Source organism: Asticcacaulis sp. EMRT-3 (genome assembly GCF_030027245.1).
Classification (GTDB): Bacteria; Pseudomonadota; Alphaproteobacteria; order Caulobacterales; family Caulobacteraceae; genus Asticcacaulis.
Map to the genome: position 1 here is coordinate 1,542,501 of NZ_JASERT010000001.1, position 18,391 is coordinate 1,560,891.

The 18,391-nt window shown below is 60.9% G+C and carries 16 protein-coding genes and 1 pseudogene (1 of these 17 running past the window's edge); 12 read left to right on the forward strand and 5 right to left on the reverse strand.

The features are described 5' to 3' along the window. Positions 1 to 107, reverse strand: the 5' portion of a protein-coding gene (locus tag QB905_RS07455) for a DUF3147 family protein (RefSeq protein ID WP_282974054.1). It extends 244 nt beyond the left edge of the window; the window shows 107 of its 351 coding nt (coding positions 1–107); its start codon is at positions 105 to 107; its stop codon lies off the left edge, out of view. Positions 108 to 210: 103 nt separating this feature from the next. On the opposite strand from QB905_RS07455, the gene QB905_RS07460 reads away from it, so the two are divergent. Then, positions 211 to 738 (forward strand): lipocalin family protein, encoded by a 528-nt coding sequence (locus QB905_RS07460; RefSeq protein ID WP_282974055.1) that lies wholly within the window; start codon positions 211 to 213, stop codon positions 736 to 738. Positions 739 to 820: 82 nt separating this feature from the next. Here QB905_RS07460 and QB905_RS07465 read toward each other — a convergent pair whose 3' ends face one another. Further along, a complete protein-coding gene (locus tag QB905_RS07465) occupies positions 821 to 1,279 on the reverse strand; it encodes a YaiI/YqxD family protein (RefSeq protein WP_282974057.1) in 459 nt (152 codons plus the stop codon). Position 1,280: 1 nt separating this feature from the next. Then, positions 1,281 to 2,087: an RNA methyltransferase gene (locus tag QB905_RS07470; RefSeq protein ID WP_282974059.1), complete on the reverse strand. Its 807-nt coding sequence runs from the start codon at positions 2,085 to 2,087 to the stop codon at positions 1,281 to 1,283. A 111-nt stretch (positions 2,088 to 2,198) separates the two neighbouring features. Between QB905_RS07470 and QB905_RS07475 the strand changes: the two genes are divergently transcribed. From QB905_RS07475 to QB905_RS07505, 7 genes are all read left to right on the forward strand, one after another. Then, positions 2,199 to 2,645 (forward strand): SRPBCC domain-containing protein, encoded by a 447-nt coding sequence (locus QB905_RS07475; RefSeq protein WP_282974061.1) that lies wholly within the window; start codon positions 2,199 to 2,201, stop codon positions 2,643 to 2,645. Then, positions 2,642 to 2,959, forward strand: a complete 318-nt coding sequence (locus QB905_RS07480) for an ArsR/SmtB family transcription factor (protein WP_282974063.1) — start codon at positions 2,642 to 2,644, stop codon at positions 2,957 to 2,959. The genes QB905_RS07475 and QB905_RS07480 overlap by 4 nt, the downstream gene beginning before the upstream one ends. A gap of 341 nt (positions 2,960 to 3,300) precedes the next feature. After that, positions 3,301 to 4,512, forward strand: a complete 1,212-nt coding sequence (locus QB905_RS07485; RefSeq protein ID WP_282974065.1) for an NADP-dependent isocitrate dehydrogenase — start codon at positions 3,301 to 3,303, stop codon at positions 4,510 to 4,512. Between the two features lie 316 nt (positions 4,513 to 4,828). Further along, positions 4,829 to 5,902 (forward strand): SGNH/GDSL hydrolase family protein, encoded by a 1,074-nt coding sequence (locus QB905_RS07490; RefSeq protein ID WP_282974067.1) that lies wholly within the window; start codon positions 4,829 to 4,831, stop codon positions 5,900 to 5,902. An 8-nt stretch (positions 5,903 to 5,910) separates the two neighbouring features. Further along, positions 5,911 to 6,978, forward strand: coding sequence for a zinc-binding metallopeptidase family protein (locus tag QB905_RS07495; RefSeq protein ID WP_282974069.1), 1,068 nt, complete (start codon positions 5,911 to 5,913; stop codon positions 6,976 to 6,978). 22 nt (positions 6,979 to 7,000) lie between these two features. Further along, positions 7,001 to 9,421 (forward strand): GH92 family glycosyl hydrolase, encoded by a 2,421-nt coding sequence (locus QB905_RS07500; RefSeq protein WP_282974071.1) that lies wholly within the window; start codon positions 7,001 to 7,003, stop codon positions 9,419 to 9,421. A gap of 264 nt (positions 9,422 to 9,685) precedes the next feature. Then, the gene (locus QB905_RS07505; RefSeq protein WP_282974073.1) at positions 9,686 to 11,392 is read left to right on the forward strand and encodes a tetratricopeptide repeat-containing sulfotransferase family protein; all 1,707 of its coding nucleotides are present in this window, start codon (positions 9,686 to 9,688) and stop codon (positions 11,390 to 11,392) included. Positions 11,393 to 11,771: 379 nt separating this feature from the next. Here the strand turns inward: QB905_RS07505 and QB905_RS07510 are convergent. Both QB905_RS07510 and QB905_RS07515 read right to left on the reverse strand, forming a co-directional pair. After that, positions 11,772 to 13,058, reverse strand: a pseudogene (locus QB905_RS07510) (TonB-dependent receptor domain-containing protein); the annotation flags it as partial. Between the two features lie 37 nt (positions 13,059 to 13,095). Beyond that, positions 13,096 to 14,184, reverse strand: coding sequence for a TonB-dependent receptor plug domain-containing protein (locus tag QB905_RS07515; protein ID WP_282974074.1), 1,089 nt, complete (start codon positions 14,182 to 14,184; stop codon positions 13,096 to 13,098). A 388-nt stretch (positions 14,185 to 14,572) separates the two neighbouring features. On the opposite strand from QB905_RS07515, the gene QB905_RS07520 reads away from it, so the two are divergent. From QB905_RS07520 to QB905_RS07535, 4 genes are read left to right on the forward strand one after another with little or no spacing between them, the layout of a single operon-like run. Next, the gene (locus tag QB905_RS07520) at positions 14,573 to 15,865 is read left to right on the forward strand and encodes a sugar MFS transporter (protein WP_282974075.1); all 1,293 of its coding nucleotides are present in this window, start codon (positions 14,573 to 14,575) and stop codon (positions 15,863 to 15,865) included. A gap of 57 nt (positions 15,866 to 15,922) precedes the next feature. Further along, positions 15,923 to 16,858 (forward strand): glucosamine kinase nucleotide-binding domain-containing protein, encoded by a 936-nt coding sequence (locus QB905_RS07525; protein ID WP_282974076.1) that lies wholly within the window; start codon positions 15,923 to 15,925, stop codon positions 16,856 to 16,858. Then, on the forward strand, positions 16,855 to 17,595 hold the full coding sequence (locus QB905_RS07530; RefSeq protein ID WP_282974077.1) for a copper homeostasis protein CutC: 741 nt from the start codon (positions 16,855 to 16,857) through the stop codon (positions 17,593 to 17,595). The genes QB905_RS07525 and QB905_RS07530 overlap by 4 nt, the downstream gene beginning before the upstream one ends. Then, a complete protein-coding gene (locus QB905_RS07535; protein ID WP_282974078.1) occupies positions 17,592 to 18,368 on the forward strand; it encodes a GntR family transcriptional regulator in 777 nt (258 codons plus the stop codon). Before QB905_RS07530 ends, QB905_RS07535 begins: the two co-directional genes overlap by 4 nt. The last annotated feature ends 23 nt before the right edge of the window (positions 18,369 to 18,391 follow it).

Here is an 18,391-nt window from a genome sequence, read left to right on the forward strand (position 1 = left end):
GGCAGCGAGGCGACCAGCGCGCCGAAAGCCGGCAGGCGCTTGGCGATTTCCGACACCGCCGCGATGATCGCGCCCGACACCAAAGCCTTGATAATCAGATACAACATGGGGCCTCTTTAATATTGCGCCGTGACGGCAAACACATCCGTTACGGATGGTGAAGCGTACATATCATACAGCCTGTTCCGGGCACATCCTTATGAGGCCGATATGCGCAAAGCTTTTCCGTTTCTGATCAGTGCCGTCCTGTTGAGTGGCTGCGCCAGCGTGCCGTTGGCCGTCGGCCCCGCCGCCCAGACGCCCACCATCGACATGGCTCATTATAGCGGCACCTGGCTGGAAATCGCCCGTCATCCGATGTGGATCACCAATAACTGTGTGGCTGGTTACACCACCTATACACCCGGCACCAAACCCGGCGAGGTCGCCGTTGAGGATGGTTGCCACGACCACACGCCCGATGGCAAGCTGAAGGTCATACATGGCCGCGGCGTCTTGCGGGATGCAGGCGCGGGCAATGCACAATTAAGCGTACACTACCCCTTCTTCATCACCTTCAACTACTGGACGCTGTACGAAGCGCCCGATCATAGCTGGTTCATCAGTGCCGATCCGAAAATGCACAATCTGTGGATCTACAGCCGCAACGTGCCTTCGGATGCCGAGCGCGCCGTGATGGTGCAGAAGGCGCAGAGCCTCGGTTATGATGTCAGCCAGCTTGAGTTCCCGGCGCAATAGAGCGTTTCCCCAAAAAGTGGTTCCACTTTTTGGATAAGCCCCATTTTTCTGGATAAAGGAAGAGTGACAAAATAAAGACTTATCAGCGCTTAAGCCGCATCTCGCGCGTGATCACCTGATCGAGGGTTTGCAAAAACTGCGAGCGGCTGGCGGCGGAAAAGGGCGGCGGCCCGCCGGTGATTTCGCCGGTCGAGCGGATATGCTCCATCAGGGCACGCTGGGCCAGAGCCGCACCGATACTGTCGGGCGTAAAGGCGCGGCCATTGGCGGCGATGGCGTGGGCGCCTTTTTCCAGCACCCGCCCGGCCAGCGGAATATCATTGGTGATCACCACATCGCCCGCTGCCACCTGATCGGCGATCCAGTCATCGGCAATATCGGGCCCGGCCTCGACGATCATGCGCCGGATGGCGTCCGATTTCGGTATCTGGATGAAGCTGTTGGACACGACGAAGGTGACGAGCCCATAGCGCGCCGCCACCCTATAGGTTTCGTCCTTCACCGGGCAGGCGTCGGCGTCGATATAGAGGGTGATGGCCAACCTATTCCGTCTCTTTCTTTCGTTCAGCCAGTTTCGCCAGCACCCGACCGCGCCCCTTGGTCAGGGCCGTCACCACACCGCGCCAGGTGCGGATCTCCTGCTCGGTCATCTGCGCCCGGTTGAGCACCACACGCAGGTTGCGCACCATCGACTCCTTCTTTTCCGGCGGAAAGAAAAAGCCCGACGCCTCCAGCTCGTCTTCGAGATGGCCATAAAGCCCGTGCATGTGCTTCATATCGGCGGGTTCGTCGAAATTCTGCGTGAAGGCGGGCTTGGGCGCATCGGTCACCTGCAAGCGCCATTCGTAGAGCACGATATTGACGGCCTGGGCCAGGTTGAGGCTCTGAAAGGCCGGATCGACCGGAATGGTGACAATGGCGTGGCAGAGCGCAATATCGGCGGTTTCCAGCCCTGCCCGCTCGGCCCCGAACAGAAGCCCGGTGGCCATATGCTGATGCGCCTGCCCCCAGCTTTGCGCAGCCGCCTGACGCGGAGTGATCACCGGCAGAAGGGTTTCGCGCGGGCGCGCCGTGGTGGCATAAACATATTTCAGATCGGCGGTCGCTTCGGCCACGGTGGCGAACACCTTCGCCTCATCGAGCGGCCATGCGGCCCCCGACGACATGGCCCAGGCGCGTTCCTGCGGCCAGCCGTCACGCGGCGCCACCAGACGCAGTTCGCGCAGACCGAAATTGGCCATGACGCGCGCCACAGCGCCGATGTTTTCGGCCATTTGCGGGCGATCAAGGATGACGCACGGCAGGGTTAAGGCCGGATCAAGCGGCGGGGCGGGGCGGGAGTCTTTCATAGGGGCGGCTTATAGCGGCTGCGGCGTTCAGGTCAAATACTGAAGTTTTGGCTTGACTATTATCTTGCAAACCCCATACTGAAGTCATCACTTCATAATGGAGACACCATCATGACCGAAGCCGCCGTCCACGCCACCTTCGTTATCGAAAAAACCTATCCCAAGCCGCCCGCTCATGTGTTCGCCGCCTTTGCCGATCCGGCGCTGAAGGCCCGCTGGTATGCCCGTAATGGCCTCGACATGGATTTCCGCGTCGGCGGCCATGAACGGTCAAAAACGGTGATGGGCGATGACACGCCGTTTCCGGGTGCGATCCTCACCACCGAAGGCCTGTGGCTCGATATTGTGCCCGATGCCCGCATCGTTACCGGCTCGAACATGGCGATGAATGGCCGTGTCTTTTCTTCATCGCTGCTGACGTTTGAATTTGCCGCCGAAGGCGACGGCACGCGCCTGACCGTCACCCATCAGGGCGCTTTTTTCGAACACGCCGATGGATCAGACATGCGCGAACATGGCTGGCGCGCCTTGCTGGATAAGCTGGGAGACGCTCTTTGATACCGGATGTGGCGCGCGTCTTTTATGCTCTCGGCGATCCCACAAGGCGCGCGCTGGTCGAGGCCGTGACCGATGCGCCCCTGTCTGTCTCCAGACTGGCCGAGCACTTAGGCGTCACCCTCACCGCCGTCGGCCAGCATGTGCAGGTGCTGGAAGAGGCGGGCCTCGTCAAAACCGAGAAGATCGGGCGCACCCGCACCTGCCAGCTTGATCAGCCCGGTCTGGAGGCGCTCAAACTGTGGATCAGCAACCGCCGCTCGCCGCTGGAGCAGAAGCTTGACCGGCTGGGCGATCTGCTGGACGGTGACGCCTAAAAACAGCCTAGAAGCAGAATGCCGTTTGCGTACCTTTCCCTTCTCCCCTCATGAGGGGAGAAGGTGGCCTGAGTGTAACGAAGGCCGGATGAGGGGCTTAATTCACAGAGTTTACGCCCCTCACCCGGTCGTTTTCGCTTTGCTTAACTCCCGTCCTCTCCCCTCATGAGGGGAGAGGGAAGCGTTTCGATTTCAATGCCCCCCGCCTCACGGGCCAGTTTGCCGCAATTGAGCTATTTGCGCGCACCGCCTTTTCGTTTATAGGGCTTGCGTTAGCCGCCCGCTCTGACCCTGTGTGTCTTGCGGGCAGGCTCTGGCCCCTGCAAAAGGACATTCCCTCTATGGCGAAAATCAAGGTTGCGAATCCGGTCGTCGATCTCGACGGCGACGAAATGACCCGCATTATCTGGCAGCTTATCAAGGACAAGCTGATCCACCCCTATCTCGACATCGATCTGAAATATTTCGATCTCGGCATGGAAAACCGCGACTTAACCGACGATCAGGTGACGATCGACGCCGCCGAGGCGATCAAGCACTATGGCGTCGGCGTCAAATGCGCCACCATCACCCCCGATGAAGCCCGCGTGGAAGAATTCGGCCTTAAGAAGATGTGGAAGAGCCCGAACGGCACGATCCGCAACATCCTGGGCGGCGTTGTCTTCCGCGAGCCGATCATCTGCAAGAACGTGCCGCGCCTCGTGCCGGGCTGGACCCAGCCGATCATCATTGGCCGCCATGCTTTCGGCGACCAGTACAAGGCCACCGATTTTCTGGTGCCCGGCGCTGGCAAGCTGACGATGAAGTTCGAAGGCGATGACGGCACGGTCAAGGAATATGAAGTGTTCAAATTCCCCGGCGCTGGCGTGGCGATGGGCATGTATAATCTCGACGATTCGATCCGCGATTTCGCCCGCGCCTCGTTCGGCTATGGTCTGGCGCGCAATTATCCGGTCTATCTGTCCACCAAGAACACCATCCTGAAAGCCTATGACGGCCGCTTCAAGGATCTGTTCGCCGAAGTCTTCGCCGCCGAATATGCCGATCAGTTCAAGGCCGCCGGCCTGACCTATGAGCACCGCCTGATCGACGACATGGTCGCCTCGGCGCTGAAATGGTCGGGCGGTTTCGTCTGGGCCTGTAAGAATTATGACGGCGATGTGCAGTCCGACACGGTGGCGCAGGGCTATGGCTCGCTTGGCCTGATGACCTCGGCCCTCGTCACCCCCGATGGCAAGATCATGGAAGCCGAAGCCGCCCACGGCACGGTGACGCGCCATTACCGCCAGCACCAGAAGGGCGAAGCCACCTCGACCAATTCGATGGCCTCGATCTTCGCCTGGACGCAAGGTCTGGCGCACCGCGCCAAGCTGGACGACAATGCCGAACTGGCCAAGTTCGCCGCCACGCTCGAAAAAGTGTGTATCGACACGGTCGAAAGCGGCTACATGACCAAGGATCTGGCGCTGCTGGTCGGCGACAAGCAGGGCTGGCTGACCACTGAGGGCTTCCTCGACAAGATCAGCGAAAACCTGACTCAGGCGATGGCGTAATTCGTCATAATTCGTCATAGGGGGGGGACGATCTTTCCCCCATTTGCCCCTTTTAAAGATAAGAAAGCCGCTCCTAATGGGGCGGTTTTTTTATACGTCAGAATAGCAAGCAAGAACCCCCACCACCGCTGCGCTTACGCTTGCGGTCCCCCTCCCCATCACAGATGGGGAGGTATAAGAGGCGGTCATTAGAGGCCACATCAAGAATGGCTCGTGGTGGTGGGGTGTCTTGCTGGTTTAAGTCTTCACGCCTTGACGCTGCGCCGCTGCGCTGAAATAGTCCGGCCAAACACACGGAGTTGAAACGATGCAGGTCATGGGACACAAACGGACATGGACGGCTTCGCTAGCCATTGCGGCACTCATGCTGGCCGGTGCGGCGCAGGCAGAAGCGCCCTTATCCCTGACGACCGGCGGGCGCGTTGTCCACACTGACAATGGTTACGTCTTTCAGTGGCCCGGCGTCTATTTCGAGGGCCGCTTCAAGGGCACCGCCGCCACGATCCACTTCGCGCCCAGCCATGATATTTTCAACGTCTATCTCGACGGTCTGAAGACCCAGACCGTGCTGGCCTCGGCCACGCCCATCGTCGAGCTGAGCGCGCCAGATGGCGACCACCTTTTACGCATTGAGCGCGCCACCGAAGACCAGACGACGCCCGCGCACTTTGACGGCGTGACCGTACCCGAAGCCGCCGATGCCCTGCCCGCGCCCGCACCACACACCCGCCAGATGGAGTTCATCGGCGATTCCTACACGGTCGGCTATGGCAATTCGTCGCCTAAGACGGGCTGTACACGCGAAGAGGTCTGGGCCAGCACCGACACCTCGCAGGCTTTCGGGCCGTTGACCGCCCAACATTACCATGCCGACTACCAGATCAACGCTATCTCCGGGCGCGGCATTGTGCGCAACTATAATGGCTCGGCGGGCGATCCGGTGCCGGTGGCCTGGCCCTATGTCCTGTTCGACAAGCAAACAAAGTATAACGATCCCGACTGGAAGCCGCAGCTCATCGTGATCGGACTTGGCACCAATGACTTCACCACGCCGCTGCATCCGGGTGAAAAATGGCCGACGCGCGATGCGCTGCACGCCGATTATGAAGCCACCTATGTCAAGTTCGTGCAGGATTTGCGCGCCCGGAACCCGCAGGCCAGCTTTATCCTGATGGCCACCGATCAGGTGGACGGAGAAATCCAGTCGGAAGCCAAAAAGGTTATGGCCACCTTACAAAGCAAGGGGATGCGCCGCATCGCCTTCCTGCCGATGAATAACCTATCGTTCGGCGGCTGCGACTCCCACCCCACCATCCACGATGATAAAACCCTGTCCGACGAACTGATGGCCTATATCGATGCTCACCCGGAGATCTGGCAGGGAAAATAAAGGGCTTCATGCGTCTCTTTCGCTGTGATCATTGCGGCAATCCGATCCATTTCGATAATCGGGTCTGCCTGAACTGCGGGTTCCGCCTCGGCTTTGTGCCCGAAGCGCTGGGGCTTTACGCTGTCACCGCCGATCCGCGCGTGGCCGAGCGCTGGCGGCGCGTCGATGAACCGCAATTCGTCTATCGCTTTTGCGCCAATGCCGCCTGGGACATCTGCAACTGGCTGGTGCCCGAAGACGAGCCTGAGAATTTCTGTCAGGCCTGCCGCCACAATGGTCTGGTGCCCGACCCCAATACCGAGCTGGGCCTGAAGCGCTGGCGGCGCATCGCCGAGGCCCAGCGTCATCTCTTCTATTCCTTCCTGCGCTGGAACCTGCCCCATCCGACGCGCCGCGAAGACCCGCAAGGCGGGCTTTTGTTCGATCTCAAAAACGACGAGATTACGCCCGATGGTGCCTGCAAGCCCGCTGTGATCGGTCATGACGAAGGCCATATCGTCATCCGCAACGCCGAGGCCGATGACCTGACGCGCGAACAGCAGCGCGAGCTGATGAACGAGCCCTACCGCACCCTGCTTGGCCATTTCCGTCACGAAACGGGCCATTTCATCTGGAATAAGCTGGTGCGCGATCAGAACAAGCTCGACAGTTTCCGCGCCATCTTCGGTGACGAACGCGACGACTATGCCGAGGCACTGGAGCGCCATTATCACGAAGGCCCGCCGCCGGGCTGGGGCGATCATTATATCAGCTTCTACGCCACCACCCATCCTTGGGAGGATTTCGCCGAATGCTTCGCCCATGTGCTGCACATCGTCGATTCGCTCGAAACCGCCCATATTTACGGCATCGCCCTGGCCCCGATGGCCCATACCGAACTGGCGGCGCAGGCCGGCTTCGATCCCTATACGGTGCTCGATTTCGACCGCATCGCCGAGGTGTGGATCCCGCTCAGCCTGGCGCTCAATTCGATCCACCATTCGATGGGCGAACGCGACCTTTATCCGTTCATCCTGACGCCAGCCATTCAGGCCAAGCTCAAATATGTGCATAGTCTGATCACAAGGCAGGTGTGACATTTCCAGCAAGGGGGACGCCATGCTCGACCGCCGCGCCCTGCTCGCCAGCATTGCCGCTGCGGGTCTGGCCGCCGCTCTGCCGCGCGCGGGAGCGGCGCAAAGCCCGCCTTGGTCGGCCCTCGTCGATCCGATGATCGGCACCGGTGGTCACGGCCATGTCTATCCGGGCGCGACCGTGCCGTTTGGCATGGTGCAGCTCTCGCCCGACACCGATAATGCCCGCTGGGACGCCTGTTCGGGCTATTATCACGACGACGCCACCCTGCTGGGCTTTTCGCACACCCATCTGTCGGGCACGGGGGCCTCCGACATGCTCGACCTGCTGGTGGTGCCGCAGGTGGGCGCGGTGAAGCTCGATCCCGGCACGCTGGCCAAACCCGCAGGCAGTTACCGCACGCGCCTCGACCACACGCACGAAGTCGCCGAACCCGGCTATTACAGTCTTCTCCTGCCGGATGAAGGCATACTGGCCGAACTGACGGCCAGTGCGCGCGCCGGTATGCACCGTTACAGCTTCCCCACCGGCAAGGACGCCAGTTTGCTGATCGACTGGGCGCATGGTTTCCGCGATGCCCCCGAAACGCCGACGCGCATCGCCACGGCCAGTCTGGAACTGCGCGACGCCACCACGCTTGTCGGCGCGCGGCAGGTGCAGCAATGGGCCTATGGCCGCTGGATCTATTTCGCGCTCAAACTGTCGCAGCCGGTCACCTCCGTGGCTTTTTTCAGCGACGACACCCCCGCCGTGGCGGTCACCACGCTCACCGGCCGACACCTGAAGGTGGTGCTGAATTTCGGTCAGAGCTTAGAGCGCATCCCGAAAAGTGTGACGCACGTTTCGGATCCAGATGCGCGTAAAAACAAAAGCTTAGAGCGCCGATCTGATCCAATCAGACCGGAACACGCTCTAAGCCAGCCGCTGATCGTCAAGGTGGGGATTTCGGCGGTCGATATAGACGGCGCGCTGCAAAACCTGCAAGCCGACATGCCCGATTTCGACTTTGACGGCTATCGCGCCAAGGCGCGCGCCGCCTGGGAGCCGATGCTGTCAACCATCCGCATCGACACACCCGACCGCGACGCCCGGCGCATCTTTTATGCCGCCATGTATCACGCCCATCTCGCCCCCACCCTCTTCTATGATCAGGATGGCCGTTATCGCGGCATGGACAGCGCGGTCCATACTGTCAACGACCCGCTGACGGGAAATGTGGCGGCCAATTTTTCAACCTATTCCCTGTGGGACACCTATCGCGCCTGGCACCCGCTGATGACCATCATCGCGCCCGATCGCGCCGCCGGTTATGCCGAAAACCTGATCGTCATGGCGTCGCAAAGCCCGTCCGGCCCGTGCGTCTGGCCTTTGCAGGGCATAGAGACATCGTGCATGATCGGCTGGCATTCGGCGGTGGTGATCGCCGAAGCGATCCAGAAACGCCTGCCCGGCGTCAATGCCCAGGCGGCCTGGGCGCAATACCGCCCACTGGCCTTCACCCGCCCCTATCCCGGCCTGCAAACCTATCGTGATCTGGGCTATATTCCCGCCGATCAGGAAAGCCAGTCGGTGTCCAAGACGCTGGAATACGCCTATGACGACTGGGCGATGGCCCATATTGCCCATGCGGCCGGAGCCGATGAAGATGCCCGTGCCTTACGCGCCCGCAGCGGCAATTACCGCAATGTCTTCGACCCGACGCTCCAGTTCGTGCGACCGCGCCTGCGCGACGGAAGCTGGGCCATGCCGTTTGATCCGCGCAGCATGGGCCATGATCCGAAACGCTGGTGGGACTATACTGAAAGCAATGCCTGGCAGGCCACCTTTCTCAATCAGCATGATCTTTACAGCTATATCGGCCTGTTCGGCGGCGACGCGGCCTTTATCGCCAAGCTCGACGCCCTGTTCGAGGCCGATTCCAGCCTGCCCGCCGACGCCCCGCCCGATATGGACGGCATGATCGGCCAGTATGTGCATGGCAATGAACCGAGCCACCATATCGCCTATCTCTATGCCTATGCCGGTGCGCCGTGGAAGACGCAAATGCGCATCCGCCAGATTCTGAAAAGCCAGTATCGCGCCGCGCCCGATGGCATGGCGGGCAATGAGGACTGCGGCCAGATGTCGGCCTGGTATATATTGTCGTCGCTCGGCTTCTATCCGGTCGATCCGGTCAGCGGCGTCTATGTGTTGGGCGCGCCGCTGTTCCCCTCGGCCAGCATCGCCCTGCCCGGTGGCAAGAGCTTTCGCATCACCTCAAATACCAGCGACCGCCAGCTCTATATCCGCAGCGTCACACTGAATGGACGCCCGCACAGCCGGTCGTGGATCAGCCATGACGAGATCATGGCGGGTGGTGCCCTGCATTTCAATATGGGCGACACGCCAAACACCGCCTTCGGCCAGGCCCCCGCCGACCGGCCGCCTTCGTTTCAGCCGCTGTAAAGTTTTACTGTGCAACGAGACACCTTACGTCCCCTCTCCCCACATGTGGGGAGAGGGTGGTTCGCTTGCGAACCGGGTGAGGGGCATTCCACCAAACATAGGCCCCTCACCGGTCGTCTTCGCCTCGCAGGGAAAAGGGAAGTTTACCGAACCCCATGTTCAAGACGTTCAGAACCCCCCTCAACCACAGTTGGATTTTTCCGGAAATCTCGGTTAGTCTTTCGAATCGCGGAACCCTTGTCCGTGCGTATCCGGGGTCTGGCCTTGCCTCAGTCTCTCCACCCCCTCGTCCTGAAAGGACGGCAGGCGTTTCAGGCCGGTGACCACGCCGGCGCCTTAAGCCTGTGCAGTATGCGCCTCAATGAGGCCCCCGAAGACCTGCTGGCCCTCGAACTGAAGGCGGTGATCCTGCAAGCACGCGGCGACCTGAAGGGGGCTGAAGCCGTCATGCGTCAGGCCATCGCCTGCGATCCGGCCTGCGACTGGGCGCATAATGACCTGACCCGCCTTTTGCACGCAACCGGCCAGACGGCGGCGGCGGAGCAGGCGGCGCGGGCGGCGGTCATCGCCTGTCCGGACGACCCGCAGGCCCATATGCAGCTCGGCGTCCTCTTTGGCGAGCGCGACGATCTGGCCGCCGCCGAATGGCATAACCGCCGCGCCCTCGAACTGGCCGGGCCGCACGCGCAGATCCTGATCCATCTTGGTCTCAACCTCTATCATCAGGGCAAGGTCGATGAAGCGCTCGATGCCCTGCTGCGCGCCCATGCGCTGGAGCCGAAATCAGCCATCATTATGGCGCATGTCTCGCGCTGTTTCGAGGCGTGCCGCGACATGGCCGACGCCTATCAGTGGCTCGAACGCGCCGAGGCCATCGCCCGCACCACCGGCGAGGATTTCACGCTTTTGCGCGCCCTCTATCTGGCCAATGGCGATCAGCCGCAGGCGGCGCTCGACCTGATCGATGCCGCCAAAACGCCGCTGGCGGGCCCGGCCCAGCTCGACCGCGCCCGCCTGCTCGACAAGCTGGGCCGCCACGATGAAGCCTGGCAGGCTTTTGTCAGCGCCAAGACGAAGCTGGCCTCTGAGATGCGGCTTGGTTATGACGCGGCGGCGGTGCAGGCGGAATTTGACGGGCTGAAGCGGGTCTTCACACACGACACCCTGATGCGCCTGCCGAAAGCCACCCAACGCAAGGATGTGGCCCAGCCCGTCTTCATCCTCGGGTTCCCGCGTTCGGGCACCACCCTGATCGAGCAGATGCTGAGCGCTCATCCCGATGTGGCGGCGGGTGGCGAACTGCGCTTTGCCCATGCCTGGCAGGAGATGATCCGCGCCAACCTGCCCGGTGATCAGCCATTTCCCGACAAGATCACCCAAACCCTGGCTGCCGATCTGCGTCATTTCCCCGGCCTGATGCGCGACGACTATCTCAACCGCGCCAGCATCAGCGGCCTCAGCACGGGCGTGCGCTTTTTTACCGACAAGATGCCGCTCAATGACGTCTATCTGCCGCTGATCCGCATCGCCTTTCCTCAGGCCGCCGTGCTGCGCATGGTGCGCCATCCGCTCGATGTGCTGTTGTCGATGCTGTCGCACAACCTGACCCACGGCTATGAGGCGGCCTACAGCCCCGATACCATCGCCGACCACATGCTGGCCATGCACGCCCTCAACCGCCACTATGACGAGGCGCTGGAAACGCCGGTCATCACCGTGCGTTATGAGGATTTCGTCGCCGACCAGCGCGGCCATACCTTACGCATATTAGGCCAGCTCGATCTCGGCTTCCATGAGGCCTGTTTGCGCTTCCATGAGAACCGCCGCCACGCCCCCACACCGTCTTACGCGCAGGTGACAAGACCGCTCAATAACCGCTCCATCGGGCGCTGGAAACCCTATCGCCGCCACCTCGAACCGCTGATCGACAGGCTGGCGCCGCTGATCGAAGAGTTGGGCTATCGTGCATAAAAAAGCAGGCCCCGTCTGCGGACGGGGCCTGCTGATAACTATCGCTGCCTTGGGCAAGGTATGTCTTAGATGACTTGGGTTTGAATCGCTGTCTTCCCCTCTCCCCTTAATAAGGGGAGAGGACGGGAGCCTGAGCAAAGCGATGGCGACCGGGTGAGGGGCCAATCTTGATGTAGCCACCAAGCCCCTCATCCGGCCTTCACTCCGTTCAGGCCACCTTCTCCCCTTTTTTAAGGGGAGAAGGGAGTTAGAGCGCTTTTCGATCTGATATAATCAGATCGGCGCTCTAAGTTTTTGTTTTATCGCTCTTCCTTATCCAAAAAGTGGATCCACTTTTTGGGGAAACGCTCCAAGCGATGCAAACAAATATCATCATGACCTAGTATTTGAAACGGAAGCCCGCATAGAAGGTCTGGCCGTAATCATAATAGGCGCGCGGGATGCTGGGATCGCCGACGAAGTAGTAGAGCTTGCTGTCACCCAGGTTTTGCGCCTCAAGCGAGAAGGCGATGTGATCGGTAATATTGTAGCTGACCGAAGCATCCAGGCTGCCGTAATCGTCCTGCCACATGGGCGTGGCGCGGTCGATACCCGACTGGAACTTGGAACGGAAATTGTAGGCCAGACGCGCCGACAGCTTCGAGTTTTCGTAGTACACAGTCGCATTGTAGGTGTACTTCGAATTGCCATCGATTGCACCGCCGCCCTTGGCCTTGCCGTTGGAATTGGTGAAGTTCAGGATATAGCCAAAACCGTCCGCCAGAGGCTGTTGCAGCGACACTTCATAACCGGTGTCGGTGGCCTTGCCGCCATTGGCCGGGCCCGTCAGGGTAAAGTCGTGGCCCGCCGGGTTCAGCACGTCCGTATAGAAGCCGGTAAAGGTGTTGGTGGTGATATAGTTCGAGAAATCAATATCGAACAGGGTCACCGAGAACAGCGATTCCGGTGCGAAGTACCATTCGACACCCAGATTATACTGCGCCGCCTTATAGGGGTCGAGGTCGGGGTTGCCGCCCGCCGTGCCCGTATAGTTGGCGTCGTCGAGATAATAGGCGCCAGCCAGTTGGGCAAAGCCCGGACGGGTCATGACTTCCGAAGCGGCGGCGCGGATCACAACGCTGTCGGTCGCCTTGTAGTTCAGCGTGGCGCTGGGCAGAATATCCCAGTAGTCGTGCTTGGTATCGACCTGTGCATAGGCGCCGAAGACCGACGGCGTGGTCGGCGTGTCTGGCGTAACATTGGTCGTGTACTGGATCGAGGTTTCGTTGGTGTGGACGGCGCGAACACCAACATTGCCGCTCCAGCGATCATTGCCGAGCTTGGCCATCAGATAATAGGCGTCGGTCTTTTCATGCACGGCGAAGGAGGCCGGAGCATAGAAGCCGAACACGCGCCCGCCATTGTGGGTGTCTTCGTAATTATAGACAGCCGCCCCGCTGGCATAGGAATAGCCGGGAATATCGCCGAGATCGGAGCCGTAATTGTCAGGCGTGACGCCACCGTCAAACACCGTGGCCAGATTGACGCCGCCAGCGGAATTGCCCGCCCAGCTATAGGCGATGTCGTCAAGACGGCGGGTGTGGTCGGTGTAACGCGCGCCAAACAGAATATCCTTCAGCACGCCCATATCGGTGGCATAGTCGAAATCGAGCTTGCCATAGGCTTCACGATCCGGCGACTTGACCTTGCCGCCCCACGACCAGCTATACTGGTTGTTGAGATAGGCCGCCGAGGTGCGGTCGGTCGGCTGAGGTCAGATAGGTCAGGCCGTCCGCCGGGTTCGTGGCGGTCGTATAGCTGCTGGGCGTCACTGTTTGCAGCTTCGATCCCCACATCATGAAATTGTGGTTTTCGTTATCCGCTTTCAGGTGCGTATAGAGGCCGGAAAAATCCAGCTCGAACGTATCGGAAGGCTTCCATTGCGAGGCGAAGTTCACGCCTTCGCGGGTGCGCTGCTGGGTGAAATAGGCCGAACCGATCAAAGACGGCACCTGCACGGTCTGGCCCGAACCGGCAAAATTCGTCTGGGCGCCGTAACCGAGGATTTCCTGGCCATCGCGGCGGAAATCACGCTGCTCATAATAGGCGCCGACCAGAATGCCGAAGGTGTGGCTGTTATTCTTCCACGAATACATGCCCGAAACCTGGGGCGTGGTCTTGTCAGGGCGCGTCGCATAAAGGGCCTCGACCGAGAAGGCCGCCGTATTGGCAGGCAGGTCGAGCGGCTGGCGCACATGCACATCGACCGTGCCGCCCATGCCGCCTTCGGGCAGGTCAGCCGAGGACGACTTGATCACCTGAATCGTGCCGACCACTTCGGAGGGCAGCATGGTGTAGTTGAAGGCGCGCCCGCCGCCTTGCTGATCGAGAACAAACCAGTCGCCGGTCGCCATATTGTGACCGTCGAGCAGGGTCAGGTTGAGGTTGGGATCGGTGCCGCGGATCGAAATATGCTCGTTTTCACCGAAGCCACCGCCCGCCGCTGTACCGGTGACGACATTGACGCCCGTAGCGCGCGACAAAGAGTCGGCCACGTTCTTGTCGGGGAACTTGCCGATGTCCTCGGCGGTGATCACTTCTTCAACGCGGTCGGAATTGCGCTTTTGCCGAAGCGATGTCTGAAGCGATTTGCGGATGCCGGTCACGATGATCGTGGTCGAATCCTCCGTGCTGGACGCTGGTTTAGCGGCAGCGTCCTGAGCCTGCGCCGCCGTGGCGGCCAGACCCATCGACAGGCTCAGGGCCAGGCTGGCCGCAGCGCTTGTCATGAGAATATGGCGTTTGAACTTCATCTGTAGTCTTTCCCTATTCGTGCCGCCTGCGACAAAGGCGAGCCCCAAAACCTTTAGCGAATTGCCGCATATTAAATTGTGGGCAGGCTGACCGATAAACCGGTATAGTACCAGTGAATACCAACCTAGTACCTGCTACGCCACAAGTGCTAGCTTTGGATATGTCAAACTGTCAACATAAAACTGCAACATATGGGATTGGTACGTAATCGAGCCGCAATTGTGACATAAATATCTCTGCCATTATCGTATAATATCTATATAATTCCTTGTTTTTATAAGGTCGGCACCCTGCACGTAGAAATTTTGCTCAGGCGATTGCAATTTGTCGGGAACTAGGCCATACCACTTACATAAATTGGTACTATAAAAGAGGGGAACCTGAAAAATGCCCAGCCAGCCCGCTGCCACCGCACCCGCAAAAACCCCGTGGGGATCGGTGCTTTTGTTCTGCATGTTGTTCTTTGTGTTCGGCTTCGTGACCTGGCTGAACGGCCCGTTGATCAGCTTCGTCAAGCTGGCCTTCAACCTGACCGATGTTGAGGCGTTTCTGGTGCCTTCGGTCTTCTATCTGTCCTATTTCTTCCTGGCCCTGCCCTCGGCCTTTATCCTGCGCAAAACCGGCATGAAGCACGGCATGGCGCTGGGCCTGCTGATCATGGCCATCGGGGCTGCGGGTTTTGGCCAGTTCGCCACCATGCGCATCTTCCCCGGCGCGCTGGTATCGCTGTTCGGCATCGGCATGGGGGTGTCGCTGCTGCAAACCGCCTCTAACCCTTATATTTCCGTGCTGGGGCCTATCGAATCGGGGGCGCAGCGCATCGCCATTATGGGCCTGTTCAATAAGGGTGCGGGCTTCATCGCCCCGATTCTGGTCGGCACGCTGATTCTGTACGGCATGAAGGATTTCGCCGATCAGGTGGCCGCTGCCCCCACCGCTGCCGCCAGGGAGGTTTTGCTGAACGCCTTCGCCGCCCGCATCCATATCCCCTATCTGATTATGGCAGGTTTTCTGGCCTGTCTGGCAGTCTTCACCTGGTTTTCGCCCCTGCCTGAACTGGGCGACAGCGCCAATCCCGATTCGGGCAAGGGCTCACGCTTTGCCTATATCCAGATGCTGTTCGGCTTTCTCGCCATCTTCTTCTATGTCGGGGCCGAGGTGCTGGTGGGCGACGGCATCACCACCTATGCCAATGGCTTCAACCTGCCGCTCGACCAGACCAAGTTCTTCACCTCCGGCCCGCTGGTCGGCATGATCGTCGGCTATATTATCGGCCTGATCGCCATTCCGCGCTTCATCAGCCAGGAAAAATACCTGACCTGGTCGGCGGTGCTCGGCATCGTGCTGGCGGCCTGCGCCTTTTTCACCAAGGGCTATGTCAGCGTCGGCTTCGTGGCGGCTCTGGGTCTGGCCAATGCCATGATGTGGCCCGCCATCTTCCCGCTCGGCATCCGGGGCCTGGGCAAGCTGACCGAGTTCGGCTCGGCCCTGCTGGTCATGGGCATTGCCGGTGGCTCGGTCATTCCGCAGGCCTTCGCCCACCTGAAGGACGCCTACGGTTTCCAGCTCGTCTATGCCGTCCTGCTCATCCTCTGTTACGCCTATGTTTTGTTCTTCAGCGTTTTCGCAGGCAGGCGCGGCAAACAGATCGTCGCCGACCGCGCTGCCGCCGACCTCTGATCCTCCAACACACAGGCTTGAAAGCGTTAAAAACAACCTTCTGTTATGATCATCTCCATGAACACTTCTGAAACCCACCCGCGCTTTTTTGCCGGAGTCGATGGCGGCGGCACCAAATGCCGGGTGCGGGTGCGCGACGCCGCCGGTCAGCTTCTTGGCGAAGCCGAAGGCGGCCCTGCCAATATCCGCCTTGGCCTCAATATGGTGTGGGCCAATATTCTGACCGCGCTGGAAAAGGCCCTGCATCAGGCAGGCGAGCCTGCGCCGCGCTGGGAGGATGTGGCTATCGGCCTCGGACTGGCCGGGATTGCCGACGCCGCCGATGTGGCGCGCACGCTCACATCAGGGCCGCGCTTTGCCCGCTGCCAGGCGGCGTCTGACGCTCACACGGCCTGCCTCGGTGCGTTTTCGGGGCGCGACGGCGCGATCCTGATCTCCGGCACGGGCAGCGCGGGCTATGGCTGGGTAAGCGGTCAGGCGCATCCGGTCGGCGGCTGGGGTTTTGAGGTCTGCGACTATGGCTCCGCCGCCGATCTGGGCCGCGAAGCCATCCGCATGACCTTGCAGGCCTATGACGGACTGGCGCCTTCCAGCGTCTTCACCACCGCCCTTCTCAGCCATTTTGGCGGCCACCCGGCGGGCATCGTCCATTGGGTGACCACGGCCAGTCCACGCGATTACGGCGCTCTGGCCCCGATGATCATGAGCCACGCCAACCAGAATGACAGCGTGGCCGTGGCGCTGGTCGAAAAACAGGCACAGCATATTGGCCGCTATATTGCCCGGCTCGTCGAACTGGGTGCGGCGAAGGTGTGCCTCGTCGGCGGCATGGCCCCGGTGTTTACGCCCTGGCTGTCACCGGCGGCGCGCAGCGCTCTGGCCGAGCCCGAACATGATGCGCTCGATGGCGCTATCCTGCTGGCCAGGGGGGCTTCCAACGGCCTTGAGGATGATGTGCCGCATCAGTCCGGCCCGAAAAGGACAGGCACATGACGGCGCTTCTCGAAATCTGCGTCGATAGCGTGGCGGGCCTTCACGCCGCCTGCCAGAACGGGGCCGACCGCATCGAACTGTGCGCGGCCTTGAGCGAAGGCGGGCTGACACCGTCTTACGGCTTGATGAAGCTGGCCGCTGCGGCTGACCTGCCCATCCGCGCCATGATCCGTCCGCGCGGCGGCGACTTCACCTATCATAATGATGAACTGCGCCTGATGCTGGATGACGTTTCCGCCGCCGCCCATTGCCGACTGGCGGGCGTGGTGTTCGGGGCCAATCTGGTATCCGGTGCGCTCGATGAGGCCGTACTCGGCGAACTGTCCGTCCATGCCCGCAGCCTGATGCTGGAGGTGGCGCTGCACCGCAGCTTCGACCTGACGCCCGATCCGCTGGCGGCGCTGGAAACCGTTATCCGGCTGGGTTTCAGCACCATCCTGACCTCTGGCGGGGCAGGCCCGGCTGTCGAAGGCACGCATATGCTGAAAAAGCTGGTGCAGCGCGCCGGGGGCCGTATCGAAATCCTGGCGGGCGGCGGCGTCAGCGCCGACAATGCCGATGCCCTGCTGGCCACCGGCGTCACCGCGCTCCATGCCTCGTGCGGTGCAGCCCTGCCCACGCGCGAGGATCGCGCCACACAGCTCGGCTATGTCACGCCCGGCCAGCGTGACACCGATCCCGTCCGTGTGCGCGCCTTGCGCGACCGGATGAACCTTTGGAATGAGGAGGCTGCATGAGCCCGCCCGATACCGATGTCCTGACCGCGCCCGTCTCGTTTGCCGATACGGTGGGCCGCCTTGCCAAGGACGACCCTGCCCCGCTCTATCTCCAGCTTCAGCGCGTGCTGCGCGACGCTATCAACAGCCACCATCTGCGTCAGGACGATGCCATTCCGCCCGAACGCGATCTGGCTGACGATTTCGACGTGTCGCGCATCACCGTGCGCAAGGCGATTGACGGACTGGTCAGTGAGGGCCTGCTGACGCGAAGGCGGGGTGCCGGCACCTTCGTTGCGTCGCGCGTTGAAAAAAGCTTCTCGAAACTGTCGTCCTTTTCCGAGGACATGCTGTCACGCGGGCGCAAACCCCATTCGGAATGGGTATCGAAAACGCCCGGCGCGGTGACGCCCGAAGAATCGCTGTCGCTCGGCCTGTCGCCCGGTGCGCTCGTCTATCGTTTCCAGCGCATCCGCTATGCCGATGGCCAGACGATGGCGCTCGAATATTCGACCATTCCCGGCTATTGCCTGCCCGCGCTCGATCTGGTCGTCAATTCTCTGTACGACGCGCTGGAAAAGACCGGCCATCGCCCGGTGCGCGCCCTGCAACGCCTGCGCGCCGTCGCCTTCAATGCCGAACAGGCCGAACGGCTGGGCGTCAAGCCCGGCGATCCGGGCCTGTTCATCGAACGCCGTGGGTTTCTGGCCGATGGCCGCGCCGCCGAATTCACCCAGTCCTGGTATCGCGGCGACGCCTATGATGTGGTCGCCGAACTAAACGACATCAGCTAAATCGCTTGTTTTTTAAGGAATAG